Below are 26,291 nucleotides of genomic sequence, written 5' to 3' on the forward strand. Positions count from 1 at the left end.
CCCTTCCGTCCGCCGCCACGGGGTGCTGCGAGGCGACCGGCGCTGCCGACGGCCGGTAGCGCGGTGGTTACCCTCGATTGATGACTGCATTCCCGGAGTCCACGCCGAGCACGAACCCGGCGATCGCCGGATTCGAAAGCACGTTTGCCGACGAGCTGGGTGCTCTGGCGGTGCCGTGGCAGGGCGTTCATGCTCCCGACCCGCAGTTGCTGGTGCTCAACGAGCAGCTCGCCGCGTCGCTGCGATGGGACGTGGCGGTGCTGCGGAGCGAGGTCGGGGTCGGGGTGCTGTCCGGATCGACGACACCGGCCGGGGCCACACCGGTGGCGATGGCGTATGCGGGACATCAGTTCGGCGGGTATACACCATTGCTCGGGGACGGCCGGGCGTTGCTGCTCGGCGAAGTGGTGGGCAGTGACGGTCGGCGGATGGATCTGCACCTGAAGGGTTCGGGGCCCACGCCGTTCTCCCGAGGCGGTGACGGCTTCGCGGTCCTCGGCCCGATGCTGCGCGAATACCTGGTCAGCGAGGCTATGCATGCCCTCGGTATTCCCACGACGCGCGCGCTGTCGGTGGTCGCGACGGGGCGTCGTGTGCGCCGAGACGGCGCCGAGCCCGGTGCCGTGCTCGCCCGGGTCGCGGCCAGTCACCTGCGGGTCGGCACCTTCGAACTCGCGGCCCGACAGGAGGGAGTCCTGCAGCGGCTGGCCGACTACGCGATCGCCCGCCACTACCCGGAGACGGCCGAGCTGCCGGCGACAGGTGCGGGCAGTCGCTACCTGGCATTCTTCGAAGCGGTGGTCGAGGAACAGGCAGCACTGGTGGCGCAGTGGACGCTCATCGGTTTCGTGCACGGGGTGATGAACACCGACAACACGACCATTTCGGGACAGACCATCGACTACGGTCCGTGCGCCTTCCTCGATGCGTTCGACCCGACGGCGGTGTTCAGTTCGATCGATCACAGCGGCCGTTATGCGTTCGGCCACCAGCCCGCTGTCCTGAAGTGGAACCTGGCCCGCTTCGCGGAAACGCTGCTGCCGCTGATCGACTCCACACCGGAGAACGCGATTGCGGCGGTGTCGGCAGTCCTCGACACCTTCGAGGAGCGATACGAGGGCCACTACGCGGCCGGGATGGCGGCCAAGCTCGGGGCGTCCGGCATGCTCCTCGACCGTGCGCTCGTCGACGACCTGCTGAGGCTGATGGCCGAACACGGCGCCGACTGGACGGGCAGCTTCCGTGCGCTCGCGGACGAGCTGCGCGGACATTCGGCGCCGCTGCACGCCCTGGTCCCGCGCGAGCGCATCGGGCCCTGGGTGCAACGCTGGCGTGGCACGCTGACCACGCAGGGGCGCGGGGCGGCGGCGGCCGCGGAGGCGATGGACCGGGTGAACCCGCTGTACATCCCGCGCAATCATCAGGTCGATGCCGCCTTGCGTGCCGCGACCGACGGTGAGTTCGCCGCGTTCGAGAAGCTGCTCGAGGTCGTCACACATCCGTTCGACCGCCGCGACGAGTGGACCGACTACACCACACCCGCCCCGCCGTCGTTCAACGCGACGTTCCGAACCTTCTGCGGCACATGACGTCCCGAGTACACGCCGCTGGGCGCGGCCGTGTTCGGGTCGGGGGACTCCCTCGCCGGTGATGCGCCGACGGGAACGACGGCGGTGTCGTCGTTCCCGTCCGCTCAGTTCGTGGTGTCGCCGACCTGGCGGAGGCACCGCGGAGGACACGGACCCAGGGCGGCTTCAGCCGTCCCGCCCGACGCCGCGGTCGGGTGCGCTCATGTCCCCGGTACCGGGTATGCCCTCGGCGAGCGCGTAGCGCAGGTACACGGTGCCCGTCGGGCCGGAGACCGGCGGTGCGAGGAGGGTGAGGTTGGTCGGCACCGCGCCGGCCTCGAACACCTTCTTCCCGACGCCGAGCACGATCGGGTGCACCCACAGGTCGAGCCGGTCGAAGAGTTTCTCGCGCAGCAGGGTCTGGACCAGATCCAGACTCCCGACAACCTTGACGTGCTCGTGCCGGTCCCGGATCTCGCGCACCGCGGCGGCCAGATCCGGGCCGAGCTGCGTGGATCCGGCCCAGGAGAGGTCGGGCCGGCCGCGGGAGGCCACGTACTTCGGGACGCGGTTGAAGAGCGTGGCAATCTCGTGGTCCTCTCCGCTGTCCTGGTGCGGCCAGTAGGCGGCGAAGATGTCGTAGGTCCGGCGGCCGAGCAGCAGGGCGTCGGTGCCTTCGTAGGCGGCCCCGATCTGCGCGCCGGTGACCTCGTCGAGCAGCGGTGCCTGCCAGCCGCCGAACGGGAACCCTTCCGGGTCTTCGTCGGGGCCGCCGGGTGCCTGTCCGACGAGGTCGAGGGTGGTGAACAGTTCGATGTCGATCAGGCCCATGGCTCAGCTCCCGGTGAGATGGTGTGTCTCGGTCGTAAAGGTAGACCCGCGGGCGTGGGCGGATTCATCGCTCGCCACGGCGCCCAGTGTGTCGACCGGCTGAGGCTGCCCCATGGGCTGGATACCTCGGCAATGGTTCGAGCGCCGCGGTGCGAATCGTCGGGAACTGCGTCGGAACGGTCGTCGACGGTAATGCCCACGCGGTCGGCCGGGGGACCGGTGGGGGCATCCGTCAGGGCGCGCCACGGACACTCGGGCGGAGTCGTCGCTGCACGTGCTGTGGCAGGTCGATGCCCGCAGCACACGCCCGACACGGGGCAGCTATCGGACGAGTCGGACCTCGGCCAGAGGAGCGTCCGGGAAGGTCTTGTCGGTTCCGCCGGGCATGAACCCATGATCCGTTCTGGGGACGAAGTCGTGGGTCGGGGATAGGTGTCTGCCGGCTCGGCGGAGGGGAGCGCCGTGGTGTGGCGGCTGCGGTGCTCGGTCGATCCGTTGCAGGACGGAGCGTCGAGTTCCCGGTTTGTGGGCAGCGGGACAGGGGGCGTGCAACGGGCCGGTCCGAGGTGACGAATGGGGTGGCCCTGTGGAGGTATTCGCGTACGAACAGGTGTGCCCGAATTTCACTGGAACGATGTTGTATCGAAAACGCAGACGTTCTAGAATCGGGGCATGTCCACGGTCGAGCACGACTCGACGGCCGGCGGCTCCGGAACCCGCCGGTACCGCTCTTCGCTGCGCCGGAGGCAGGCAGCCCAGACACGGGCGGTCGTCCTCGAGGCCGCCACCCGGTTGTTCGCCGAGCGCGGCTGGGTCGGCACCGGGATGAGGGATGTCGCGCGGGCCGCGGGGGTGTCCGTCGAAACCGTGTACGCGACGTTCGGATCCAAGGCGGATCTGCTGAAGTGGGCGCTGGAGGTAGCCGTCGTCGGCGACGATGCGCCGGTGCCGTTGGCTGCCCGGCCCGTCTACACGGCGATCGGTGCCGGGCGCACGACCGGCGAGCGCATCGAGATCACCGTACGCATGGTTGCCCTGATCAACGCGCGCCTCCACCGCCTGGCCGCGGCACTGCGCCAGGGGGCGACGGTCGATCCCACGCTCGCCGCGGTGGGCGCCGACCTGGAGGCGCAGCGCAGGCGCTCGATCACCGACGTTGCCGGCGTGATTCTGGGCCGCCGTCCTGATCCCGGTCAGGTCGACGAACTATGGGTCCAGACCGGCGACCAGGTCTACGCCCTCTTCATCGAGGGATGCGGCTGGAGTCGGGTCCGCTACGAGGCGTGGCTCATCGACCGCATCGAAGAAATTCTCGACCGCCCGGGGTGAGACTCGGGCGCTGTTGTCTGGAGTAGGTCATGACAACCGACACTCTGCCCCCTGCCGACACGCGGATCATGCGTATCGTGCACAGCGCGCTGCGCCGCGATCTGGCGCGCGCCGCCCAGGTGCTGCGCACCGAGCCTGCGCCCGAACGGACCCAGCGGGTCGCCCTGGCCGATCATCTGGTGTGGATGATGCAGTTCCTGCACCTGCACCACAGCGGCGAGGATCAGGGACTGTGGCCCCTGGTCCGCGCCGTGAACCCGGCCGCCGAGGCCCTGCTCGACGCGATGGACGCCGACCATGCGCGGATCGGTCCAGAGATCGAACGGGTGACCGCCGCGGCAGCCGACTACCGTGCCGATCCCGCAGCCCGGGAAGATCTGGTGCGTGCCCTCACCGCACTCGAACAGGTGCTGCTGCCGCATCTGCGGCGCGAAGAGGACGAGATGATGCCGGTCGTCGCCCGGACCCTGACCCGTGATCAATGGGACGAGGTGGAGCAGCGGGTATTCATCGCCTCGAAGACGAAGCGGGAGTTGGGGATCGAAGCGCACTGGGTGGTCGACGGGGTCGATCGGGACGACTACGCCGTCGCCGTCGGCAAGGTCGGGCCCGCCACCCGGTTCCTGCTGCTGCATGCGTTCGCGCGACCGTATCGGCGGGCATGCGCCGCTCGGTGGGGCGCCGACGTCGATGTGGGCCCGCGGCTGCACCGGCCGCCCCGCACCGACGGGTCGGTGGAACTGTGGATCGACGCCCCGGCCCGGCAGCTGTACGACGCGGTCGCCGACGTCACACGCATCGGCGAGCGCAGCCCCGAGTGCCGCAGCTGCGAGTGGCTGCCGGGGCGGCCGCCGGGGACAGTGGGGGCCCGCTTCCGTGGACGCAACCGCGCCCACCACATGCGCTGGTCCCGGGTCTGCGAGGTGACCGCCGCCGATCCCGGCGAGCGGTTCGAATTCCGAACCGTCTCGGATCGGCGCAACCCGCTGTACCACGACTCGACCACCTGGTCCTACGTGTTCCGGGCGGACGGCCACGGGACCCGGGTGACGCATTCGTACCGGATCGACGTACTGCCGTATCGTCCGCTGCTCGCGCTCTACTCCCGCCTGCACCCGCAGCACCAGGACATGCGGCCACAGATGCGACAGAACCTGGAGACGCTAGGGCGGCAGGCCCGCGCCGGCAGGTCTTCGGGGTCGGCCCTGCCGCGGACGCCCGTCGGGCAGCGGCTCGAGGGCGGGGACCGTCAGGAGTTCGCTGGATCCGGCTCCGACACAAGGGATTGATTGCTGTTCGGGATGATGCGCCCTGCGCCGGTGCCACCCGGATGATTCGCGATGGGCAGCAGTCCGCGTGAACGGAACCGACGAGTAGGTCGAGATCCCTGCCCCATTGGGACGTCCGAGACCGGGGGTCACCTGCCCGGATGACAACCGAGATTCCCGACGTCGACGTGGCGACGTCCGGACCCGGGTCGGTCGACGGTCTCCCGGTGTTGTCGACGCCGTCGGCGTGACCGCAGCCCTACCGGCTCACAGCCGGTTCCGCGGCGAGGTCCGGCACGCGAAGACGCGGTGGTGACGTGCGGAAAGTGGTGTGATGGTGTGCGGCGAGGGTTGCCTCGACTCCCTCGACGAGGGGGCGGCGGGAGGTCGGGGCGGGTCGACCGTGCCGGCCGGCACGACGTGGGACGTGAACCGAGCCGGCGCGATGGCGGACGGATCCCACGCGGGATGGAGGTGGGTATGACGGTGGCGGAGACGGTGGCGCCGTTGGTGCGTGCGGTGCTCGGCACGCAGGTGCCGGTGGGGATCAAAGGTTGGGACGGTAGCCGCGGCGGGCCGCCAGACGCCCCGTGGCAGGTGCACCTGGTCAATCGGCGTGGGTTGCGGCGGTTGCTGTGGGCACCCGACGACCTCGGTTTCGCACGGGCCTACGTTTGCGGCGACATCGACATCGAGGGCGACCTGCTCGCCGGCCTGGAGGCGCTCGAGCAGGTGTCGGATCCGAGCCGTGGCCCCGGCGTCCGGATCGACGGGCACACGAAGAAGGCACTGTTGACGGCGGCGCTGCGGCTGGGGATCCTCGGTCTGCCACCGAAGCCCCCGGCGGAGGAGATGATCCCGGCGCGCGGGCGCCGGCACGACAAGGGGCGCGACGCCGCCGCGATCAGTCACCACTACGACGTCGGCAACGACTTCTACCGCCTCGTGCTCGGTGAGTCGATGACCTACTCGTGCGCGTACTGGGGGCAGCCGAGCGCGGACCTGGATGCGGCCCAGTACGCCAAATGCGATCTGGTGGCCCGCAAACTCGGTCTGACGCCTGGCATGCGGGTACTCGACGTCGGCTGCGGGTGGGGGACCTTCGCACTGCACGCGGCCCGTCACTACGGCGCGCGTGTCGTCGGTGTGACCCTGTCCCGGGAGCAGGCGGACTATGCCCGTGCGCGGATGGTCGGCGCGGGCGTGGACGAGTCGGTGCAGATCCGGGTCCAGGACTATCGCGACGTCACCGACGGCCCCTACGACGCGATCGCGAGCATCGGCATGGCCGAGCACGTCGGTGCCGCGATGCTGGCGACCTATGCCGCGGACCTGTTCGCGCTGCTGCGCCCGCAGGGGCGGCTGCTCAATCATGCGATCTCGCGGCGACCGGGCACCTCGGCCACATTCTCCAAGACCTCGTTCATCGACCGCTATGTGTTCCCGGACGGGGAGATCCTGCCGCTCGCGACGATGATCGAGGCGCTCGAAGGGGCCGGTTTCGAAGTGCGCGACGTCGAGTCGCTGCGCGAGCACTACGCGGCGACGCTGCGCGCGTGGGTGGGGAACCTGGAGGCGAACTGGGACGAGGCGGTCGCACACAGCAGCGCCGGGCGGGCACGGGTGTGGCGGCTGTACATGGCCGGTGCGGCGTTGAGTTTTGCGGCGAACCGGCTCGGGATCAATCAGGTCCTGGCAGTCAAGTGCACCGACCGAGGCCGCAGCGGCATGCCCGGCACCCGCACCGAACTGCTGCAGCCAGCAGTGCCCGCACCGAAATCCTCTCCGCCGGATCACCTTCACTCCCAATGAGTGTTGTTCTCGACGTATCCGAGCGCATCGCAGCCTGCGGACGTGCAGTGATCATCGACGTGCACTCCTCCCCACCCCGTCCCTCCGGCTTCGAAGATCCCACCCTGGAGACGCTGATGAGACACCGACTTCGACCGTCCGACGAGCCGGGGCTGTCCTGCCGTGACCGGTGACGCCTCATCTACAGGCAGAGCCTTGCGCCCGAGGCGTGTCCCTTCGGGGGAGACGACGGTTCCGGAGTGTGTCCGGACTGGGGCGGATGTTCGGTTTCGGCAAGCTTGCGGAGTGATTTCGCCGAGCGGTTCGTTGCAGTCTTTGCGAGAGCGCGCGCAGTGGCCCGAAGGCGCGGTCGGCGTCGACGGAGAAGTGTTCCATCAGGATGCCTCTTGTGGCTGATGATGTCCCGGGAGGTCATGGCGGCGCGGAACTGCTCTTCGCGTTGCGCGGCGATCACCGCGATAGCGGCATGGGTGGCCACGGTGCCCCCCACGCTGATGCTGGTGTCGTCGAACGCGTTCGGCCGCGAGCTGTGCGGGTTCAGCGCGCCGAGGGTGTCATCGGTGATGAAGAGCTGGAACGCCGGCATCGACCCGGCGCCCAACGCGGCGGCCTGCGGCGCGAACGTCGGCCAGCTCTGCTCCTGGTCATGTCGTCGACCCGGATGGTGGTGTGCTCCCGGACCGAGTGCACGCACGGCCCGTCCTGCACCCGATGCTGCAGTTCGTCGATATGCTTCGGCAGCTCCGAGGTCGCGACCCGCGATTCGACGCGGGCGCGACGGGTGGCCAGGGTGATGCCTGCGTGCTCGACCCCGGGAATCAGGTCAACGGCGGCGTGGGTGATCACCTCGAGGGTGCGGTCCAGGCCGGCGTGCTCGTCGCGCATCTCGCGGTCGGTGTGTTCGAGTGCCTCGCACAAGCGCCGCTCGAACGAATCCACCTCCGGCTCGCCGCTGCCGGTGCTGCTGTGCTCACCGGCCAGCACCCCATGATCCTACGCAGGCTCGGCGGGCGGCCGGTTACCTGCGCCGGAAACGGGTTCTGCCGTATCAGCCGGGTGTTGCTTAAGCGGCGCCGCGGTCAGGCGTGGCCGGTTCAGCAGCGCAGCCGGTGGCGCCGTCCGCGGGGCGAGCAGACCCGGAGATCGGCCCCGGTCCTGGCTGGAGTCGGCGCAGCGATTTCGCAAGGCCAGACGAGGGATCTTCGCAGTGTCGTCAAGCGGGTACGCGGTACCACTCACCTGGTGCTTTTCGACGAGGACTGGGCCGATTCCGATGACGCGCGGGGGGTGCATGCAATCACTGAAAGCGAAGCAGGGCTTGGTGTCCGCACGGCCGTCTTCGACTGGGACGACGCGCGTTACACGTCGACCTATCGCGTGGAGCGCGACCCCTTCGGCTGACGAATACGAGGATCCCTGCCATAACCCGGACTCATCCAGCGCAGCGATATTGCATTTCGGATAGTTTCGGGAAATGGCAGGGATGCCTTTGCGCTGCTTCTGCGGTCCATGTTGTGAAGGAAGAATTGGGACGACGGTGCTGGTGGAAGTCCATTGTTCGGAGAAGAACTATTGATCTGAGCGGTTCTCAATACCCGGGTTACCTGGGACGATTCACTGCCATCCACCATATGCTGGCTGCCCGCTCTCGGTCCCCGTCCAGTCGGTCGCCACAGCACCCAGGCTCACTCCTGTGGTCTCGACCCGATTCATCGTCCTTTACCGATCTTGACTGTCCGTACGATGTGATGGATGCGCGATCGGTTGAAGGCTCGGGGCCCGCAGGTCCGCAACGTATGGTTGTGGCTCGTATGTGGGGTAATAGTGGTTGCTCTCCTCCTCACGGGTATGTCTACCGTTCCTCAGGTGTTTCATAACGACCCTTGCGACTCCGCTCTCTCCTTCGCGTCCGAGCTGGGACTGCATCTGTCCGGCGACGACGATGTCGTCTCCTGCGAATGGCACTCGGACTTCCCGGACTCCTCCGGAACTGTCATGGTGCGTACCGCATCACACGCCACGCGAGATGCTTTGCTGGAGCGGTCCGGTGTCAGCGAGGAGCTTGACCGATGGAGAGTGAGTATCGACGACGGCCCGTTCCGCGAAGAGATTCGCAGCCCGAACCTCGAACGCAGCGAGCAGGTGTACATAGCAACCGCACCGAACGGCCACCAGCTGAGAATCAGCTATGACGAGGATATGGAGTCCGGACTCCTGCTCACGGTGCGGGCTATCCAGGTGTGACTGCTCTTCCTGTCTCATCGCGTCTCGTTAGCGGTCAGCAAGTGCAACAGCATATTTGAGACTTCGTCGGAGCGCCGGACGAGTTCGATCATTGCGGAATGTTGATTTTGCGCAAGTAACGCCGACTGAACCCCACCCGAAGGAGGGGCGCTGTTGTGCGTGTCGCCGTCTCGAGTGCATGTCATCGATAGGAGACTTCTCGTATGGGCAGGACCGAAATGACGGCACTGTGGATGATCGAGGACCTCGAACCTTGGCCGGACGAGCCGGACGTCGGCCAGGTGTGTGAACCCGCCACGCAATGGATCACACCCGACATGATGGATATGCCCGCCGAACTGGTGCGCTCGATCTCGGCACGGGTGGAGGAGATCGAGACCGATGCGGGTGTCGAGCGCAGGGCCCATCTCGGTCACGGATTCTCCACGATGCTTCCCCCCGGTCTCGACATCACCGGTGACACGACGTTGACCGGCTGCCTGTTCTGGGACCGATACCTGTGGACGAGCTACCGCACCCAACCTGCAGGCCGTGTCCTGGTCACCGACCGGCGCCCGGTGATCCAGCGGGCCGTGGGGGCCCCGACCGAGTATGCGGACTTGTACAGCGTCGAATACCAGGGACCGCGGACTGTGCACCGAGACGGCCCGATTCCCGACGGCTACTCCGTCGTCGCGTATGCGCTGGCGGTGACGCTGCAATGACAGGCATGAGCGGGAGCCACGCTCCCGAGCCAGCGCGGTCCGCCGACAGCAACCGCCCACCGCGGCCACCGGCACAGCACCGGCCACACGACACCCTCCGATCAGCCTGTTGCGGTACTGCATGACGCGACAGGCGAAGTGAGGTCACCACACGGCTTCGCAGAGCCCGCCGATCGGGGCCACCATCTGGCCTGTGTGGCGATCGAACCACACCGCCACATCGTCCATGCACCGCGGGCTCAGCAGATGCCATCCTTGCGAAGGCCATTGCACGAAGTCGTAGCCCGCCAGTTCGGTTTGTGCCGTGTCCGCCACCCACCTCGCCGCCTGCGCGAACGAAGCGTCCGTCCGCATCGTGCCGTCGCACAGTGAGAATCCGCTGATCCCGGCGGTTCCGTTCCATCCGATCATGACGGTGTCGCCATGTCCGACGGTCAGCTCCCACATCAGCCGATCCGGGTTCACATCGCGGCCGTACCGGAAACATCGAAGATCACGCGCGACCGCCACGATCGCGTCCACCCATGCTTCGGGCGGATCACCACCCGCGGTGGGGTTGTCGTAGAAGTCCGGTTCGTCAACGACGACCGTGAACCGCCAGGTCAGCTGATCCTCATCTCGAATATCGGGCCAGGGCATGACTCCTCCTCGAATGGTGTGTCCAGTTGGTGTGCGTAATGGTGCTGCCCACCACGTCCGTGCCTCGTCTCCGTCAATCGAGATAGCCGGTCCCGGGGTTGATGTTGCTGAGGAAAGTGCTGATCGACGTGCGGTGCTCGGCGATCGTCATCAGGTACTTCGCGTTCGGATCGCCGACGGTCCGCACCGGGCCACCGCCGAAGCCATAGCCCTCGTTCGGCCCGGATTCCCAGTAGTAGTCGTCACCACCGTCTGGACGCATGCGGAGGGTGAAGACCTCTCCGTCGACGATGAGGGTTATCGGTCCTTCTCCTGGTTGCGGTCGATAGTCGCCCGGTAGCGCATCAGCATTCATCCGTCCGATTCTGTCGGATGGGACTCGCGTAATGCGATCTCGACATCCACGTTCTGACACCCTTCGAATCGGGTGGCATGGGCGGGTCGGGACTCATGCGCGATCGTCCCCATGCCGATTCGGTTGAAGATCGTCGGGCCGACCAACCAATAGACGAGATCACGCGATCTTATCGAGTTCGTGACTTCGTCGCAGTTCGTGGATCTGCACCATCTAGGCTCGCCTGAAGCAGCGCTCCAGCACCGTGTTGCATCGGGCCGAATAGTTCCCGGTTCCGCATTCATGATTCCCATACCTGCAACACGTGTATGGATATGTGGGTCTTTCCTCGGGAAGAGTGCGACCTCGTTCCCCCGCGCACCGCATCGATACAGCCCCGCTCGAGTCGAGGGCGAGGTTCGGGCAGCTCGTCGGGACGAGACGGCCTCACCCGGTCTCAGGCCTCGGCGTCATGCCGGGCGCGCTCGTCCGGGGGATCCATCAGTGCGTGCACGCCGGCCCGGGCCACCCGGCGCCGCTGGTGCCGCGGGTGGTGGCGTCGACGGTCACCTCCGGCAAGGTTGCCGTGGTCGTCTGTGCTGTCGGCGCTGTGGGCGCGGCGTCGGCCCGGCTACGGTGTGGGTGACGACCGTGTACCGAGCCGGCCGGACTGCCGCGACCGCGTCGGTGCGACCGGCACGTGGCCGCCCTTTGTCCCATGGATTTCAGGAGAAGTGCTCAATGTCGGTGCAGTTGAACCACACCATCGTCCACGTCCGTGACCGCGCAGCTTCGGCGCGGTTCTATGCGGACATTCTCGGGCTCCCGGCCCCGGAACCCTTCGGCCATTTCATGGTCCTGCCGCTGAGCAACGACGTCTCGTTGGACTTCCTCGACGCTCGTCGGGACATCTCGCCCCAGCACTACGCCTTCCTGGTCTCGGAGGACGAGTTCGACCGGATCTTCGAGCGGATCACGCAGCGGGGCTTGGACTACTGGGCTGATCCCGGGCATCAGCAGCCCGGCACGATGAATCACAACGACGGCGGCCGGGGTGTGTACTGGTCCGACCCGGACGGGCACAACCTGGAGATCATCACCCGCCCCTATGGCGGCTGACCGACGACCGGCAGACAGGGCGCATCATTCGGTTGAGGGGAGCGGGGCTGACTACGACTGGCGCGGAGATGAATCCGGCCTGCCGGGGTCGAGTTTCCGATCAAGTTGCGGATACTGTCGAACGATGTGGCGCGGGCCCCTGGGAAGATCTGCCCCGGGGGCGTCGGTCAGTGTCTCCGGGTGTGGGGTCCGGCAGGGGAGCGTGGGCAGTGGGTGTCCGCGCGGCCATGGGCACGCGGTCGGAGCTCTGCGCGGTGAAGTCGTTCGGCGGGGGTGGTCAGCGATGGGCCGCCTCGAACTGGTCGATCACGCGCTGGGGAATGCGGCCGCGGTCGGAGACTTGGTAGCCGTGGGTCTTGGCCCAGGCGCGGATGGCGGCGAGCTGCTCTTTCGTCCCGGCGACGGTCTTGTGGCGCTTCCGGGTGCCGGTGACGGGGGGCCGGCGGGTCGCGTCACGCTTCTGGCGTTGGGCGATGGTGATCCAGTGGGTGAGGTCTTTGCGGAAGGCGTCGGCGTTGGCCGGCCGCAGGTCGAGTTCGTATGTGACACCGTCGACGGTGAATTCGAAGGTTTGGGCCAAGCCGTCGTCGATCGGTTTGCCGTCGAGATCGTCGTAATAGGTGACAATGGTGCGTCGTGCCACAATCCCCGTCCTTTCCTGTCCATCATATCCACTTGCCACCGTACCGATATCCGACGCTCCAGCTCGAACAGCCGGGGCCAGTGCACATCCTGGATCCTGGCGATGCGCGGAACGTGCGGGAAACGAGTCACCTGTCGACACGGGTGAGCGGACTGTCCACGGTATCGGTCCACGTCGGACTCGACGCGTGGTTTGTCCGATGTGGTGATGCCCGCACTGTGCGTTCCGGTCGGTTCGGTGCGCCGCCGCGGCGAGGCTGGACGGGGACCGGGTAGTGCGAAGTGTGCGGCGGCGCTGGTCGAGCATCGCCGCGCGGTGCTCGGCGCCGGCAACCGTCTGCTGTCGATGCCGGCGCGGGTGAGCACATCGCAGATCGTGCCGACGTGGTGGTGCGGGACCGGAGCCGGGCGGTGGCGACGAGGGTGGCGGCGGCGCGGGTGGCGGCCACGGCCACAGCCCGATCCACGCGGATATGGTGCTCGCGTAACGCTTCTCGGATGGCGGCGGTGGCGAGGGCGTGGCACAGTCGGTGGTGCCGGCTGGTGCGGCCGGACCAGATGAGGACGGGGGCGTGCTGACCGTCCGGCCGCGTGGCCGAACAGTCTTCCGACACCGGGAGGGAGGATCTCCACATCCTGACGTCGACGTGGGCGACGCCGCGGTTGTCCGGTCATGGCCTCCCTCCGCAACTGCAGCGGCCGATCCGGTGGTCGGGAGGGCGTCGACCTCGACCGAGCTCACCTGCAACAGGCATGCCCGCCGCGGTCGACGCCGAGCACCCTCAGCGGTAGTGGTGTGCGTGGCGTCGCCCGGTGACGGCCTTGACCACGAACAACAGCAGCGCCGCTCCGAGCAGGCAGGTCAGGAAGCTGAAGATCAGTCCGCCGCCTGCGACGTCGACACCGAGGAGACTCAGTAGGAAGCCGCCGAGGAGGCCGCCGACGACGCCGACGACGATGTTGAGCAGAATTCCTTGTTGTTCGTCGGTGTGCATGATCTTGCTGGCGATCCAGCCGGCCAGTCCGCCGATGATGATCCAGCCGATGATTCCGAGTCCTAGCATTGCGGATGTCCTTTCGGGCGCACCGGCGAGATCCCCTGCCGGTGCTGCTGGCACGTCGAACCGGATGTCAACGGCCTATGTTGCATCGAATACCCTCGACTGCGGTAACCCACACCTGCCCACAGGCACCCTGCCGGATCCACCACCCGGTGTCACTGCCCCAGATTTCGTGGCGCGCCGGTGCCACTTTCGGAGGGTCGTCTCACGTGAGCATCGAAGCGTGCCTCGACCCAAGCCTGCGAGGTCGGGTCCGCACCCACGCTGAGGTGCATTGCCTGATGCTGGGCCGCAGACCAGCGCGACTGGCGGCGGTATGACGCACCATTGGTTTCCCGCGTCGGTTCGCCTGCTCGGCGCGTTTGCCGGTGCTGCGTATTGCCTCGCTACGAGCCCGTTTCGAGTGGCAGGTGCCGATCGGCGCACCACTCGAGCAGTCCGCCCTCGTAGATGGCGACATGTGGGTGGCCCAGACGGACGAGGACGTGCGCAAGGCTCGACGCCGCGGCGCCGGCGCCGCAGTAGGTGATGACGCGTTCTGCCTCCAATGCCGAGCCGACCTTGCTGCGGAGTTCGGGGAGGGGCCGGTAGCACTGGGTGGTTCGATCGAGGATCTCCCAGGCGGTGACGTTGCGGGATCCTGGGATGTGCCCGCGTCGTCCGTACTCGTTCACGTCGCCGCGGTGTTGGCGTCGGCCCAAGGCGTTGATCAAGACGACGTCCGGGTCCTCGAGTGCCTCAAGGACCGCCTGCTTGTCGACGACCAGGTCTGGACGCGCCGTGGCGTGGAAGGTGGCGGGCGGGTACCCACAGCGCGTGGTACACACCGGATAGTCCTGCTTCTGCCAGGCTGTCCAGCCTCCGTCGAGGACAGCGGCATTGTCGAACCCGAACGTGCGCAGCATCCACCACAGCCGCGCGGCCCACATGTTCTCGCGCCGGTCGTATACGACCACCTGACTGTCGTCTGCGATGCCGAGCGCCCCTGCTCTTGCAGAGAACCACTCGGGAGTTGGCGTGGTCAGCGTCCTCTTCGGCCGGTCCGGGTCCGACAGGTCGAACAGGTTCGCGAAGGCACTTCCCGGGATGTGTCCCTGCCGCCACTCGCGTCTGCCACTGCGAATGGTGGGCACCCATAACCGCCGGGTCACTTGCACGGTGGCATCGAACACCCGCAGTCGCGGATCGTCCAGATGCTCCGCGAGCCACTGCACCGAAACCAACTCGTCCATCTTCGACCGTCCCTTCAGTCATCAGCGTGGGCCCGTCGACCTCCACCGGCAAGGGCTCGAAGGCCCCGTGTCCCTCGACAGCCCGGGTCCGTCTGGCAACCCGACTCGGGTCTTCGTTAGTCGCCGCGGGGGTCGTGGCGGCAGTCTGCGTGTCCCCTGCAGGGGTCTCGGAGTTCAATGTCGGGGGCACCACGTTCGTCCCTTCCCCCACCAAGACCCAGGAGTGACACAGCATGGAGTGGATGATCTACGGAGCAACTGGCTATACCGGCGAGCTCATCGCGCGGGAGGCCAAGCAGCGTGGTCTGACGCCGGTGCTGGCCGGCCGGAGCGGGGAGAAGCTTCGCCTACTCGCCGACGAACTGGGATTGTAGGTCCGCGTGTTCGGTTCATCCGCGGTGAAGATGCGGCCGACGAGATCGTCGTGAACGGGTGGCCCGGAACGGCCCTTCTTCGAACCACGTTTCTCGCCGAAGACGCTCCACCGCCGATTTTCGGAGCAGATCCGCCAGGCTGTGCGGTCCGACATCGGCTCGCCGGCATAGGGGCCTCGTCAGTCAGGAGCCGGTAGCCGAATTCTTCGGTGTTGCGGTGGGCGTCGAACAGGGCGTTCGCCCGGTACGCCTGCTCGAGTTCGGCGTCGGTGACTGGGTCGGCGCGCCACCGGTAATACGGTTGGCGTGCGCTCCCCAGGACCCGGCACGTCACCGCGACAGGGATCCCGCGGACGACCAGCTCCCGGACGAGCGGTGGGGGTACCTCCCGCTTGCGGGGGAAGATCATTTTCCCGGGAGATTTGCCTGCGACAAGTAGGCGGCGGCCCGGCGGAGCACCTCGTTCTCCTGCTCGAACAGGCGGATGCGTCTGCGCGCTTCACGCAGTTCGGCGTTCTCACTGGCCGTGGAACCGAGCTTGATGCCGTCCTCGACGTCGGCCTTCCTCAGCCAGTTGGTCAGACAGGATTCGCTGATGCCGAAGTCTGCGGCGATCTGCCGCAGATGCTGGCTGGGTTCGCGACCTCGGGCCACCCCCACGACGTCGTCGCGGAACTCTTTCGGATAGGGCTTGGGCACGGGGTCCATCCTTCCAGCAGTGCCTGACGGCACCACAGATCAGATGTCACCTATCCGTGCAGCAGTCCCGTGGTGTACGTGTCATCGTGCGGTCCCCCGTCGGTGACTCTGGTAGTCACGGCAGTGGCCCGTGTCCTTGCCCATGTGCTGGGGTTCCTTTCCGTCCGCGGTGCCCGTGCCTTGTCGGCGCGGTTGTGACCCCTACGAGGGTCCGCGCACCGGTACCGACGGCCGATACCGCGAAAAGGCACACGTGCGTCCGCATCCGGGGTGCCTCGTCTGTAGGGGTGACGATGTCGAATCCCGGTGTTCCGGTTCGACGTACCGGTAGGCGCGCAGTCGAGGAGGTGAGAGCAATGCTGACCGCACACCTGCTGTCGGGCCTGACCGACGACGAGATCGAGCTGATCCTGGCGGAGGAACTGCAGCTGCTCGACGCCGTCACATGAGCGCCGTCGCCGCCCGCAGCGGGCACACCCACTGACCTCACCGCTCTGCCGGCCCCTCGCCATTCTCCACCGGGTAGGGGCCGGCAGAGTGCCTGGCGCCGTACGAAAAACAGACCCACGAGAACCCGCCCCATCCTTTCCTGTGGAGAAAGAACGAGGCGGGTGTCTCGTGCGCGCTGCGCGGTGGGTCTTGCGTTCAGTGGGCGCGGGCCGACCGCACCAGGCGGGTGAGGACGGGGACGGCGGTCACCAGCGCCCACAATCCGAGCGCTGCGACCAGCGCGGTGACCGTGTCGGCGGCGGTGGCAGTACCGAGCACATGGCCGCGGAGGGCGTCGGTGGCGTGCGCCACCGGATTCGCCGCCGCCATCGCCTGCATCCAGCCGGGCATGGTCTCGATCGGCGCGAACGCACTCGAGACGAACATCAGCGGCATCATCACCATCATCCCGGCGAACTGGACCACGTCCGGGCGGCGCAGCCGGTCCCCGATCAGCCCGAACAACGCGCTCATCGCCCCGGCCAGCACCACCAGCACCACGACCGCGGCGACCGCATCGACGGCGGTGCCGTGGAACCGAAAACCCAGTGCGAGGGCGGCGAGTGCGAGCAGCGCAGCCCGGGCGAGGGTGAACACGCCCTCGTTGAGCGTGCGGGCCATCCCCGGCAGCGCCGTCCGCATCGGCAGTGCCGCGAAACGGTCGTGCAGACCGTTGGTGTGATCGATCGCGGCCGAAACCCCGGCGTTGGTGCCGGCCATCACGGTCGACACGGCGAGCATGGCCGGGGTGAGGAAGTCGATGTAGCTGACGCCCGGCGGGAAACCGGGTCCGGCGGCGACGCTGCGGAAGACCTGGCTGAACAACACCAGCATCGCCATCGGCATGGTCAGTGAGAACATCAGCAGCTGCGGGACGCGGGCGCTGGTGCGCAGGTTCCGGACGGTCAGAGCGGTGAGCTGGTCCCCGATCGTGGACCGCTTGATCGCGGGCATGGTGGTCATCGGTGGGCTCCGGTGGTGTGGGCGAGGTGGGTGAAGACGTCGTCGAGGCTCGGGGAGGTCACGTCCAGGTCGGTGACCTCGAAGCCGCCGCGGTGCAGGTCGGCGACCAGCGCGGCCGCGGTGGGGGCGTCGTCGACGGTGACCGATACCCGCGCCCGGTCGCCGTCGACCCGCTCGGTGTCCGGGAGGAACGGCAGGACGGCGAGCCGACCGGTGGGGACGGTCGCGGTGAGGACCTTGCCGCCGACGATGCGTTTGAGTTCGGCAGGGGTGCCGCGGGCCGCGACCCGGCCGCGGCGCAGGACCACGATGTGGTCGGCGAGCCGGTCGGCTTCCTCGAGGTACTGGGTGGTGAGCACGACGGTGGTGCCCGCGCCGGTGAGCTCGTCGACGACCTCCCACAGGCCTGCGCGGGCGAGGGGGTCCAGGCCGGTGGTCGGCTCGTCCAGGAAGAGCACCGACGGGGACCCGACGAGGCTGGCGGCCAGATCGATCCGGCGGCGCGAGCCCCCGGACAGTTCCCCGACCCGGCGGGAGGCGTACTCGTGCAACCCGAGCCGATCGATCAGCGCGTCGGCCCGGGTGCGGGCGGTGCGGCGCAGCCCGGTCAGGCGGCCGATCAGTTCCAGGTTCTCGCGAGCGGTGAGAAAGTCGTCGAGACCGGCGTATTGGCCGGTCACCCCGATCCGGCGGCGGACCTCGGTGGCGTCGGCGAGCACGTCGAGGCCCTGGATCTGCACGCGGCCGATGGTGGGGCGCACCAGGGTGGTGAGGGTGCGGATCAGGGTGGTCTTGCCGGCCCCGTTGTGGCCGAGCACCCCGAGCGTGGTCCCGGCGGCGACGTCCAGGTCGATACCGTCGAGGGCCCAGGTTGTGCCGTAGGCGACGTGCAGGTCTTCGACCACCACGGCCGGGGCGCTCATCGCACACCCCCGGCAAGATCAGAGGCGAATCGGAGGGATAGGTGGGTGGTCATCGCCGGGTCCTTTCGAAGAACGGTCCGCCCCGTCCCGTTCCGGGCGAGGTCTGCTTCCTCAGACGAACCAACCGCGAGTTGGACGCACCAGCCGCCGCATCAGATCGGTCGAAACCGGCCACGCCAGTCGGCGCGGGCCGAAGGGCGACGATAGTAGTCCCACCTGTCACACCGGAGCCTCGACTCGTTCGGCGTCTGGGGGCGACAGCGCAGAGGGGCTGCCCCAGTGCGGCAAGTGCAACGATCTACGCCCGAATGCGCCGACGGAAAGAGACTTTCCCGAACCGAACCGGGTAGGGATGCCGCCCCGACGCACGATCGGGTGCGTGTCGTCCGTCTATCGGTGGATCGAGGTGCACATGTCAGTCCCACTCGGGACGCTCGCCTTGGTCGCCGAGGCGCTGACCCGCACCCACCCGCGGAGGTTTGCACGTTGCCGTACCTGGCGCGCGTTCGGCAACGACCACACCTACGCCGACAGAAAAGCCGCCGCGCCGAACACCTCCTCGCATGCACCGCCGCAAAGCGGAGTCCACGATCACCGGTAGTTCCCCGGGGCGTCGACGCCGCCGGCGACCTGCCTCCGCGCTCGGCCACCACCGGCAGAGGCAAAAGCGTTCAGCAATGGAAGTTCTCGCGAGGGCGAGGCACACCTCGTCGGCGACGACGATGTCACCACCGTGACGAGTGTCGCGACATATGGAAGATTTTGTTGCATATCGATTTTCATGCGAGTGCAAGCAATGCCACTTCTTCGGCACTGCTCTGCTGCTCGACCCGCTCCGTCGATTCCTGTATCAGATGAGCGGTCGACGTTCGCTCCGTTGGTGCCGCGTCACCGGAATGCGCTCAGATTCCGACGGCGGTGCCGCAGATGCCGCATTGCTCCAGCTTTCGGCGCTGCCATCGCGCGACCGGAACGAAGAACATCGTGAACTGCTTGAATTCCCGCATCCGTGCCCACTGTGTGGTGTTGTGGCAGCGCGGGCACGTTCGGGTCTGCCCTGAGCCGAGGTGTTGCCGCTTGGTGCCGTAGCCGAATACAAGGAACACCATGCCAGCATAGAGTGATCATCAGGAGACGGTCACCGTTGGAACGGCCACCACGGTGGTGCGCGAACCGGACCCGATCCTGCGTTCGTAACCGGACGAGGACGGTCATCGCGTGATTCGCGAGGAGTGAGATGAGATGAGCATCATCGACGCGGTCCGGGAGGCGGTTGTTGCCATCCCTCCGGGCTCGGTTGCCTCCTACGGCGATATCGGCAGGAGAATCGGGGCGGGTCCACGGCAGGTGGGCCGAGCGATGAGCCTGCTGGACGACGACGTTCCCTGGTGGCGCGTCGTCTACGCCGACGGAACAACCGCCTCGTGTCACGGCGGTCGTGCACCGGCACTCCTGCTCGAAGAGGGCACCGCCGTGACCGGGAAGCGGGTGGACATGCAACGCGCTCGGCATCGATGGAGGGACTGACCATCCCTGAGAATAGGTCGTTTCGAGGAGCAGTCGGTTCGAGGAGTACCGGGCGGGGCACATCCATGCGCCGTCAGTCCGGAATCGTGATCCGGCCGTCGAGTACCGCCTGCTCGATGCTGGCGCGCAGCTGCGGGCAGCCGTCGCGCAGGGCACCCGGGACTTCGGAGCCCCGGAAATTCGGGCACACCGCCGCGGGGTCCTCGCACCATTGCACGCTCGTGTGATCGAAGCTGTTCTTGCGCACCAGCACGCAGGTGCCGCACTCCCGGCACTGCACCTCGTGCAGTCCCGAATCGAGATAGTTGATCTTGTCGATGGCGGTCTGGGCGCGGACCGCCTCGACCCGCGCGGGCTGGCCGGCGAAGTCCGGGGCCTTCGCCCAGCTGCGCGCCCGGGTCGAGGGATCCATCGTCAGACCTCCGCTTCCTGCTTGCCCTGGTCGGCCTTCTGCCGCGCGAGGTTCTCGGCGACCTCCGCCTGCCATGCCTCATTGGCCTTGGTGGTGTCCACCTCGTACTCGAAGCGCTGCGTCATCGTCTCGGTGACGTCGGCGACGTCGACGTAGAACTGCTCGTACCAGCGTCGTAGCTGGTAGACCGGGCCGTCCTCCTCGCACAGCAGCGGATTGTCGATCTTGGTCTTGTTCTTCCAGATCTCGACGTCCTGCAGGAAGCCTTCGCCGATGCCTTCGGTCAGCTTCGCGGCCAGCTTGTTCGACGCCTCCTCGGGCATGCCGGTGGGCTTCTTGACGATGATGCCGTACTGCAGCACGAACGAGTCGTGGGTGACGGGATAGTGGCAGTTGATCAGCACCGACTCGACCTCGTAGCCGCCGTAGCTGTTGGTCATCGGATTGATCATGTAGGACGGACCGTAGTACGCGGCGAACGACTTCAGCAGCGACTCCATGCCGTACTGGGTGGACATGCCCTTGTCCGGCCGGCCCCGGGTGTTGAGGTACTGCGCGGCGACGTGTCCCTCGAAGACGTTCTTGAAGTACGTCGGGAAGGCGTAGTGGATGTAGTAGAAGTGCGCCATGTCCACGACGTTGTCGATGATCTCCCGGCAGTTGGCGCCCTCGATGAGGATCGAGTTCCACGTCCAGTCGGTCCACTCGTCCGACCCGTACTGCTCGATGTCGGGGATCGTGACCTCCGGCGGCGGGGTGTTGCCCTCGGGGTCGTTCCAGACGAACAGCTGACCGTTCTTCTCCATCGCAAGCCAGGCCCGGGTGCGGGCGAGCGGTGGGACACGGCGGGCGTAGGGGATGTCGGTGCACTTGCCGTTGCCTCCCCATCGCCAGTCGTGGAAGGGGCAGGCGACGGAATCGCCCTTGACCTCCCCCTGGGACAGATCGCCGCCCATGTGGCGACAGTAGGCGTCGAGGACCTTCAGTTCACCTGCGCTGTCGGCCCAGACCACGAGCTTCGTCCCGAAGGCCTCGACGGCATGCGGCTTGCCGTCCTTGAACGTCCGGGCCAGCCCGAGGCAGTGCCACCCCCGCGCGAACCGCGTGCGGACCTCTCCGACGTCGATCTCGCGAACCTGTGCCATCGTCCCCTCACTTTCCTTCGGATGCTTGGTAGAACACGTTATAGAATTTTGACGCATACCGGAAGCATTCGAGGACTTTCGTCCCACGGAAAGGCCGTCGACCTGGGCTCCGACTCCGGTCTCGACACAAATGGGAACGTGTTCTAGTCTCGAATCAAGCGATCAATTCCGGAACAGACGGGAGCGTCCAGTGGGCGACCACGAGAGCCACGAGGTGCTGCAGCGGATCGACGCGCTGCTGCCCGCCCTGCGGGAACGTGCACAGGAGACCGAAGACCTTCGCCGTATCCCCGACGACTCGATCAAGGCGCTGCAGGAGACCGGCTTCTTCCGGCTGCTCCAACCGAGCCAGTGGGGCGGGTACGAAGCTGATCCGGTGACCTTCTACACGGCGGTCCGCAACATCGCCGCCGCGTGCGGGTCCACCGGCTGGGTCTCCGGCATCATCGGTGTCCACAACTGGCATCTCGCGCTGTTCGCTCAGCAGGCCCAGGAAGACGTGTGGGCCGAGGACACCGATGTCCGCATCTCCTCGTCCTACGCTCCCATGGGCGCCGGCGAGGTCGTCGACGGCGGATACAAGGTCAACGGCGCGTGGGCCTGGTCCTCCGGGTGTGACCACGCCACCTGGGTCGTCGTGGGTGGGCCGGTGATCAAGGACGGCCGTCCCGTCGACTTCGGCAGCTTCCTGATCCCGCGCGCGGACTACGCGATCGACGACGTCTGGAACGTCGTCGGACTCCGGGGTACCGGATCGAACACCGTTGTGGTGCAGGAGGTGTTCGTGCCGCGGCACCGCTTCCTCAGCTTCCGGGCCATGAGCGAGCTCACCGCGCCGGGTCTCGAGCGCAACACCGCACCGGTCTACAAGATGCCTTGGGGCACCATCCATCCCACGACGATTTCCACCCCGATTGTGGGCATGGCCTACGGTGCGTACCGGGCCCACGTCGAACACCAGGGCAAGCGGGTTCGCGCCGCCTATGCGGGGGAGAAGGCCAAGGACGACCCGTTCTCCAAGGTCCGGATCGCGGAGGCGTCCAGCGACATCGACGCCGCGTGGCGTCAACTGTCGGGCAACGTCGCCGAGGAGTACGCGCACCTCGTCGCCGGCGAGGAGGTCCCGATGGAACTGCGGCTGCGCGCTCGTCGCGACCAGGTCCGCGCGACGGGCCGCGCCATCGCGTCCATCGACCTGCTGTTCGAGAACTCCGGCGCGACCGCCCTCGCCAACGGCACGCCGATCCAGCGGTTCTGGCGCGACGCCCACGCCGGGCGGGTCCACGCCGCCAACGACGCCGAGCGTGCCTACGTGATGTTCGGCGCCGGCGAGTTCGGCCTGCCGATCACCGACACGATGGTGTAGGGGAGGCCGAATTGACTGCAACGGAAGAGATCACCTACGAGTCCACGTCCCGGTTCGCTCAGGTGCGGGACGACCTGCGGTTGCATTACCACGAGGCGGGGGTCGGCCACGACACCACGATCGTGCTGCTGCACGGCGGTGGACCGGGCGCCTCCGGCTGGTCCAACTTCGCCCGCAACATCCCCGTGCTGGCCGAGTATTTCCACGTCCTGTGTGTCGACCAGCCCGGCTACGGCAAGTCGGACAAGCCCACCGAGCACCCGCAGTACTTCGTGCACAGCGCCACCGCGCTGAACGACCTGCTCGACCACCTCGGGATCGAGGGGCGCGTGCACCTGCTCGGCAACTCGCTCGGCGGCGGTGCCGCAGTGCGATTCGCGCTGGACTTCCCGGACCGGGCCGGACGGCTCGTGCTCATGGGTCCGGGTGGACTGAGCGTCAACCTCTTCGCCCCCGACCCCACCGAGGGTGTGAAGAACCTCGGCCGGTTCGCGGCGCCGCCGGAGGGCCCGACGCGGGAGAAGCTCGAGGCGTTCCTGCGGGTGATGGTCTACGACCAGTCGCTGATCACCGACGAGCTCGTCGACGAACGGTTCGCCGCCGCGAGCACCCCGGAATCCCTCGCTGCCGCACGCGCGATGGGGAAGTCGTTCTCCGGCCCGGACTTCGAGCTCGGCATGCTCTGGCGCGACGCCTACAAGCTCCGGCAGCGCGTGCTGCTGATCTGGGGACGCGAGGACCGGGTCAACCCGCTCGACGGTGCGCTCGTCGCGCTCAAGATGATCCCGCGGGCGCAACTGCACGTCTTCGGTGGCTGCGGACACTGGGCTCAGCTCGAGAAGTTCGACGAGTTCAACCGCCTGACAACGGACTTCCTGACCGACGGGAGCAACTGACATGGGTATCCGATCCCTCGCCTACCTGCGCATCGGCGCCACCGATATGGACGCCTGGCGGGAATACGGTCTGAAGGTGCTCGGCATGGTCGAGGGCAAGGGCGTCGATCCCGGGGCGCTCTACCTCCGGATGGACGACTTCCCGGCCCGGCTGGTCATCGAGCCGCACGAGAGCGACCGGCTCCTCGTCTCCGGCTGGGAGACCGCGAACGCCGCCGAGTTGCAGGAGGTACGCGACAACCTCGCCGCCGCCGGAGTGCCGTTCAAGGAGGGCACGGCCGAGCAGCTCGCCGATCGGCGAGTCGACGAACTCGTCGTCTTCCAGGACCCGTCCGGCAACACCCTCGAGGCGTTCCACGGGGTCGCGCTCGAGCACCGCCGCGTCGTCAGTCCGTACGGGCACCGGTTCGTCACCGGCGAGCAGGGACTCGGACACGTCGTCCTGTCCACCCGCGACGACGAGGAGGCGCTGCACTTCTATCGCGACGTCCTCGGCTTCCGGCTGCGGGACTCGATGCGCATGCCGCCGCAGATGGTGGGCCGTCCGGCCGACGGGAAACCGGCCTGGCTCCGCTTCTTCGGATGCAACCCCAGGCATCACAGCCTGGCGTTCCTGCCGATGCCCACGCCGAGCGGCATCGTGCACCTGATGATCGAGGTAGAGAATTCCGACGACGTCGGGCTGTGCCTGGACCGGGCCCTGCGCCGCAAGGTCAAGATGTCGGCGACGCTGGGCCGGCACGTCAACGATCTGATGCTCTCGTTCTACATGAAGACACCCGGCGGCTTCGACGTCGAGTTCGGCTGCGAGGGAAGGCAGGTCGAGGACCGGGAATGGATCGCGCGCGAGTCCACGGCCGTCAGCCTGTGGGGCCACGACTTCAGCGTAGGCTTGCAGCCATGACCGGACCCGGCGACGTCGCGATCGACCCCCGCACCTTCCGCACCGTGCTCGGCCAGTTCTGCACGGGGGTCACGATCATCACCACCGTGGACGCGGGCGAACCGGTGGGCTTCGCCTGCCAGTCGTTCGCGGCGCTGTCGCTGGACCCGCCGCTGGTGCTGTTCTGCCCGACGAAGACGTCGCGGTCGTGGACCGCTATCGAACGTTCCGGGCGCTTCTGCGTCAACGTGCTCGCGGAGGAACAGCGGGACACGTGCGCGCGGTTCGGGTCCCGCGAGCCGGACAAGTTCTCCGGTGTCGAGTGGCGTCCGTCGCCGCTCGGTTCGCCGATCCTGGCCGGTTCCCTCGCACACATCGACTGCACGGTGGAGACCGTGCACGACGGGGGTGACCACTGGGTGGTGTTCGGCCGGGTGTCGTCGCTGAGCGAGGTTCGGGACGAGAAGGAGCGGCCGCTGCTGTTCTATCGAGGCCAGTACACCGGGATCGAGCCGGACAAGACGGTGCCGGCCCCCTGGCGGGACGACCTCGAGGCGTTTCTCACGAGCACCTCCGAGGACACCTGGCTCTAGGGGCCGGCTCCGGTGAGCACCGGTCCGTCACTGTCCGGGTTGCGGCACCTCGATGCTGTCGGGCAGCTGGTCGCGCGCCCGATCGAGCTGCTCTTCGAGCTGCTCGACCATGCGGTCGTTGTTGAGCACCGTGACGACGCCCGCGACGTACGCGATGGACAGCACGAGCGAGACGGCGCTCAGGACGATGCCCGCGATGGCCACACCTCGTCCGGTCACCCCGAGGCGCCGGGCGGCGCGCACGCCGACGATGCCGAGCACGATGCCGATGATGGACAGCACGAGACCCACCGGCGACAGGACGAGCGAGAGCACGCACACGAGTGCGGCCGTGCCGACGGCGAGTGCGAGTGCGGCGGCGACGCTCGTCTTGGCGGGCTTCGTCGTCACTCGCTCCTCGAAGGGGGCGGCGGTGGTGGTGACGGCGCGGTCGTCCGCTACCACGCGGTCGCGGTCGGTAACGCGGTCGCGGTCGGAAACCGGTTCTCTGCCGGCGGCACTGGCCCCGGCGGGTTCGCGTTCGATCATCGTCGGTCCTCCTGGTCGGGATGCTGGCCGGGGGCGCCCTCGTCGACGTAGTACTCGGTGGTCACGACCCGCTTGTGGAGCCGTAGACCGGGCGAGGGCGCGTCGTGCGTCGTGCCGTGCTGCTGCGCCGTGCCCTGCTGCGCCGTGCCCTGCTGCGGTGTGCCCTGCTGCGGTGTCCCGGTGTCGCCACCGTGCGAGGGTGCCGACGGCGGGGCCGAGGTCGCGACACCCGGCGCACCGGTGGGCGGTGTCCGATCGGCGTCGCGCAGCCGGTCGGTGTCGGGTGTCCGGCCGGTGCCGTGACCGGTGTCGGGCCTCCGGTCGGAATCCGGCGCGCGTCCGGTGTCGGTATCGGTATCCGCCCTGTCGTAGTAGCGATAGAGCTGTGTCTCCTCCTCCGGAGTGAGACGGCCGTCCTCGTCGATGTTCGGAGCGCCGGTCACCGTGTCCTTGTCGAACGGCAGACGGACGTCCTTGCCGTCCAGCTCGGCGACGTCGATCGGCACGAAGTGCCGACGGGTGCCGAACAGGCCGGTGACGACGGTGATCCACGCAGGGTTGCCGGTCCGGTTGTCGAGATAGACCTCGCCGATCTTGCCGAGCTTGCCGCCGGGACCGTGGACGGTCGCGCCGACAAGTGCATCGATGTCGCTGTTGTTGATCATGGTGACCTCACCGATCGATTGTGTCTTCGACTCGGTGGGTGCCCT

At 67.6% G+C, this 26,291-nt stretch carries 29 protein-coding genes; 14 read left to right on the forward strand and 15 right to left on the reverse strand.

Going from position 1 to position 26,291, the window contains the following annotated elements; translation table 11 throughout:
* Positions 1 to 80 precede the first annotated feature (80 nt).
* Positions 81 to 1,589 carry a protein adenylyltransferase SelO gene (locus tag AC2IPW_RS03410; protein ID WP_486376295.1) on the forward strand — a complete coding sequence of 503 codons (1,509 nt, stop codon included), beginning with the start codon at positions 81 to 83 and terminating at the stop codon, positions 1,587 to 1,589.
* Between the two features lie 165 nt (positions 1,590 to 1,754).
* On the opposite strand, the gene AC2IPW_RS03415 is transcribed toward AC2IPW_RS03410, so the two are convergent.
* Positions 1,755 to 2,399, reverse strand: coding sequence for a dihydrofolate reductase family protein (locus tag AC2IPW_RS03415; protein WP_486376296.1), 645 nt, complete (start codon positions 2,397 to 2,399; stop codon positions 1,755 to 1,757).
* Positions 2,400 to 3,071: 672 nt separating this feature from the next.
* Here AC2IPW_RS03415 and AC2IPW_RS03420 point away from each other — a divergent pair.
* The 3 genes from AC2IPW_RS03420 (at position 3,072) to AC2IPW_RS03430 (ending at position 6,808) form a co-directional block, all read left to right on the forward strand.
* Complete coding sequence (locus AC2IPW_RS03420) at positions 3,072 to 3,728, forward strand: TetR/AcrR family transcriptional regulator (protein ID WP_003935892.1); 657 nt, start codon at positions 3,072 to 3,074, stop codon at positions 3,726 to 3,728.
* A 29-nt stretch (positions 3,729 to 3,757) separates the two neighbouring features.
* The gene (locus tag AC2IPW_RS03425) at positions 3,758 to 5,017 is read left to right on the forward strand and encodes a hemerythrin domain-containing protein (RefSeq protein WP_486376297.1); all 1,260 of its coding nucleotides are present in this window, start codon (positions 3,758 to 3,760) and stop codon (positions 5,015 to 5,017) included.
* Positions 5,018 to 5,476: 459 nt separating this feature from the next.
* Entirely contained in the window at positions 5,477 to 6,808 is a 1,332-nt protein-coding gene (locus tag AC2IPW_RS03430) for a class I SAM-dependent methyltransferase (protein ID WP_450120985.1), read from the forward strand.
* A gap of 181 nt (positions 6,809 to 6,989) precedes the next feature.
* Here AC2IPW_RS03430 and AC2IPW_RS03435 read toward each other — a convergent pair whose 3' ends face one another.
* The gene (locus AC2IPW_RS03435) at positions 6,990 to 7,502 is read right to left on the reverse strand and encodes a GAF domain-containing protein (RefSeq protein WP_486376298.1); all 513 of its coding nucleotides are present in this window, start codon (positions 7,500 to 7,502) and stop codon (positions 6,990 to 6,992) included.
* 17 nt (positions 7,503 to 7,519) lie between these two features.
* On the opposite strand from AC2IPW_RS03435, the gene AC2IPW_RS03440 reads away from it, so the two are divergent.
* The 3 genes from AC2IPW_RS03440 to AC2IPW_RS03450 all read left to right on the forward strand — a co-directional run bounded on the left by AC2IPW_RS03440 (position 7,520) and on the right by AC2IPW_RS03450 (position 9,756).
* Positions 7,520 to 8,209: a hypothetical protein gene (locus AC2IPW_RS03440; RefSeq protein WP_486376299.1), complete on the forward strand. Its 690-nt coding sequence runs from the start codon at positions 7,520 to 7,522 to the stop codon at positions 8,207 to 8,209.
* A gap of 465 nt (positions 8,210 to 8,674) precedes the next feature.
* Positions 8,675 to 9,052: a hypothetical protein gene (locus AC2IPW_RS03445; RefSeq protein ID WP_450120988.1), complete on the forward strand. Its 378-nt coding sequence runs from the start codon at positions 8,675 to 8,677 to the stop codon at positions 9,050 to 9,052.
* Between the two features lie 203 nt (positions 9,053 to 9,255).
* The gene (locus AC2IPW_RS03450) at positions 9,256 to 9,756 is read left to right on the forward strand and encodes a hypothetical protein (RefSeq protein ID WP_486376300.1); all 501 of its coding nucleotides are present in this window, start codon (positions 9,256 to 9,258) and stop codon (positions 9,754 to 9,756) included.
* Between the two features lie 144 nt (positions 9,757 to 9,900).
* Here the strand turns inward: AC2IPW_RS03450 and AC2IPW_RS03455 are convergent, their stop codons facing one another.
* Together AC2IPW_RS03455 and AC2IPW_RS03460 are read right to left on the reverse strand one after the other, a co-directional pair.
* Positions 9,901 to 10,395: a hypothetical protein gene (locus AC2IPW_RS03455; RefSeq protein WP_486376301.1), complete on the reverse strand. Its 495-nt coding sequence runs from the start codon at positions 10,393 to 10,395 to the stop codon at positions 9,901 to 9,903.
* A gap of 73 nt (positions 10,396 to 10,468) precedes the next feature.
* Complete coding sequence (locus tag AC2IPW_RS03460; RefSeq protein ID WP_486376302.1) at positions 10,469 to 10,750, reverse strand: hypothetical protein; 282 nt, start codon at positions 10,748 to 10,750, stop codon at positions 10,469 to 10,471.
* A 720-nt stretch (positions 10,751 to 11,470) separates the two neighbouring features.
* Here AC2IPW_RS03460 and AC2IPW_RS03465 point away from each other — a divergent pair.
* A complete protein-coding gene (locus AC2IPW_RS03465; RefSeq protein WP_486376303.1) occupies positions 11,471 to 11,848 on the forward strand; it encodes a VOC family protein in 378 nt (125 codons plus the stop codon).
* 277 nt (positions 11,849 to 12,125) lie between these two features.
* On the opposite strand, the gene AC2IPW_RS03470 is transcribed toward AC2IPW_RS03465, so the two are convergent.
* The 3 genes from AC2IPW_RS03470 to AC2IPW_RS03480 all read right to left on the reverse strand — a co-directional run bounded on the left by AC2IPW_RS03470 (position 12,126) and on the right by AC2IPW_RS03480 (position 14,783).
* The gene (locus tag AC2IPW_RS03470; RefSeq protein ID WP_003935884.1) at positions 12,126 to 12,491 is read right to left on the reverse strand and encodes a histone-like nucleoid-structuring protein Lsr2; all 366 of its coding nucleotides are present in this window, start codon (positions 12,489 to 12,491) and stop codon (positions 12,126 to 12,128) included.
* 781 nt (positions 12,492 to 13,272) lie between these two features.
* Positions 13,273 to 13,554: a GlsB/YeaQ/YmgE family stress response membrane protein gene (locus tag AC2IPW_RS03475; protein ID WP_003935883.1), complete on the reverse strand. Its 282-nt coding sequence runs from the start codon at positions 13,552 to 13,554 to the stop codon at positions 13,273 to 13,275.
* A 383-nt stretch (positions 13,555 to 13,937) separates the two neighbouring features.
* Positions 13,938 to 14,783, reverse strand: a complete 846-nt coding sequence (locus AC2IPW_RS03480) for a sulfurtransferase (protein WP_003935882.1) — start codon at positions 14,781 to 14,783, stop codon at positions 13,938 to 13,940.
* A gap of 233 nt (positions 14,784 to 15,016) precedes the next feature.
* Here AC2IPW_RS03480 and AC2IPW_RS03485 point away from each other — a divergent pair, with 233 nt between their 5' ends.
* On the forward strand, positions 15,017 to 15,157 hold the full coding sequence (locus tag AC2IPW_RS03485) for a hypothetical protein (protein WP_486376304.1): 141 nt from the start codon (positions 15,017 to 15,019) through the stop codon (positions 15,155 to 15,157).
* 405 nt (positions 15,158 to 15,562) lie between these two features.
* Here AC2IPW_RS03485 and AC2IPW_RS03490 read toward each other — a convergent pair whose 3' ends face one another.
* From AC2IPW_RS03490 to AC2IPW_RS03505, 4 genes are all read right to left on the reverse strand, one after another.
* Entirely contained in the window at positions 15,563 to 15,856 is a 294-nt protein-coding gene (locus tag AC2IPW_RS03490; RefSeq protein WP_003935880.1) for an IS3 family transposase, read from the reverse strand.
* A 645-nt stretch (positions 15,857 to 16,501) separates the two neighbouring features.
* The gene (locus AC2IPW_RS03495) at positions 16,502 to 17,308 is read right to left on the reverse strand and encodes an ABC transporter permease (RefSeq protein WP_486376305.1); all 807 of its coding nucleotides are present in this window, start codon (positions 17,306 to 17,308) and stop codon (positions 16,502 to 16,504) included.
* Complete coding sequence (locus tag AC2IPW_RS03500) at positions 17,305 to 18,231, reverse strand: ATP-binding cassette domain-containing protein (RefSeq protein WP_486376306.1); 927 nt, start codon at positions 18,229 to 18,231, stop codon at positions 17,305 to 17,307. The genes AC2IPW_RS03495 and AC2IPW_RS03500 overlap by 4 nt, the downstream gene beginning before the upstream one ends.
* Before the next feature lie 902 nt (positions 18,232 to 19,133).
* A complete protein-coding gene (locus AC2IPW_RS03505; protein WP_486376307.1) occupies positions 19,134 to 19,340 on the reverse strand; it encodes a zinc-ribbon domain-containing protein in 207 nt (68 codons plus the stop codon).
* Between the two features lie 133 nt (positions 19,341 to 19,473).
* Between AC2IPW_RS03505 and AC2IPW_RS03510 the strand changes: the two genes are divergently transcribed.
* The gene (locus AC2IPW_RS03510) at positions 19,474 to 19,758 is read left to right on the forward strand and encodes an MGMT family protein (RefSeq protein WP_003935876.1); all 285 of its coding nucleotides are present in this window, start codon (positions 19,474 to 19,476) and stop codon (positions 19,756 to 19,758) included.
* A gap of 73 nt (positions 19,759 to 19,831) precedes the next feature.
* On the opposite strand, the gene AC2IPW_RS03515 is transcribed toward AC2IPW_RS03510, so the two are convergent.
* Positions 19,832 to 20,170 carry a hypothetical protein gene (locus AC2IPW_RS03515; protein WP_003935875.1) on the reverse strand — a complete coding sequence of 113 codons (339 nt, stop codon included), beginning with the start codon at positions 20,168 to 20,170 and terminating at the stop codon, positions 19,832 to 19,834.
* 2 nt (positions 20,171 to 20,172) lie between these two features.
* Positions 20,173 to 21,315: a 3-ketosteroid-9-alpha-monooxygenase, oxygenase component gene (locus AC2IPW_RS03520; protein ID WP_486376308.1), complete on the reverse strand. Its 1,143-nt coding sequence runs from the start codon at positions 21,313 to 21,315 to the stop codon at positions 20,173 to 20,175.
* Between the two features lie 190 nt (positions 21,316 to 21,505).
* On the opposite strand from AC2IPW_RS03520, the gene hsaA reads away from it, so the two are divergent.
* Genes hsaA through hsaB form a run of 4 tightly spaced genes read left to right on the forward strand, consistent with a single transcriptional unit; the run spans position 21,506 to position 25,053 of the window.
* Positions 21,506 to 22,681, forward strand: coding sequence for a 3-hydroxy-9,10-secoandrosta-1,3,5(10)-triene-9,17-dione monooxygenase oxygenase subunit (gene hsaA / locus AC2IPW_RS03525; protein WP_486376309.1), 1,176 nt, complete (start codon positions 21,506 to 21,508; stop codon positions 22,679 to 22,681).
* Between the two features lie 11 nt (positions 22,682 to 22,692).
* The gene (gene hsaD / locus AC2IPW_RS03530; RefSeq protein ID WP_289377216.1) at positions 22,693 to 23,577 is read left to right on the forward strand and encodes a 4,5:9,10-diseco-3-hydroxy-5,9,17-trioxoandrosta-1(10),2-diene-4-oate hydrolase; all 885 of its coding nucleotides are present in this window, start codon (positions 22,693 to 22,695) and stop codon (positions 23,575 to 23,577) included.
* Between the two features lies 1 nt (position 23,578).
* A complete protein-coding gene (gene hsaC, locus AC2IPW_RS03535; protein ID WP_003935871.1) occupies positions 23,579 to 24,481 on the forward strand; it encodes an iron-dependent extradiol dioxygenase HsaC in 903 nt (300 codons plus the stop codon).
* The gene (hsaB, locus tag AC2IPW_RS03540; protein ID WP_003935870.1) at positions 24,478 to 25,053 is read left to right on the forward strand and encodes a 3-hydroxy-9,10-secoandrosta-1,3,5(10)-triene-9,17-dione monooxygenase reductase subunit; all 576 of its coding nucleotides are present in this window, start codon (positions 24,478 to 24,480) and stop codon (positions 25,051 to 25,053) included. Before hsaC ends, hsaB begins: the two co-directional genes overlap by 4 nt.
* 27 nt (positions 25,054 to 25,080) lie before the next feature.
* On the opposite strand, the gene AC2IPW_RS03545 is transcribed toward hsaB, so the two are convergent.
* The gene (locus AC2IPW_RS03545) at positions 25,081 to 25,581 is read right to left on the reverse strand and encodes a DUF4190 domain-containing protein (protein ID WP_486376310.1); all 501 of its coding nucleotides are present in this window, start codon (positions 25,579 to 25,581) and stop codon (positions 25,081 to 25,083) included.
* Positions 25,578 to 26,246 (reverse strand): PRC-barrel domain-containing protein, encoded by a 669-nt coding sequence (locus tag AC2IPW_RS03550; RefSeq protein ID WP_486376311.1) that lies wholly within the window; start codon positions 26,244 to 26,246, stop codon positions 25,578 to 25,580. Before AC2IPW_RS03550 ends, AC2IPW_RS03545 begins: the two co-directional genes overlap by 4 nt.
* Positions 26,247 to 26,291 lie beyond the last annotated feature (45 nt).

It is taken from the genome of Rhodococcus sp. NS-SX18 (genome assembly GCF_057367935.1).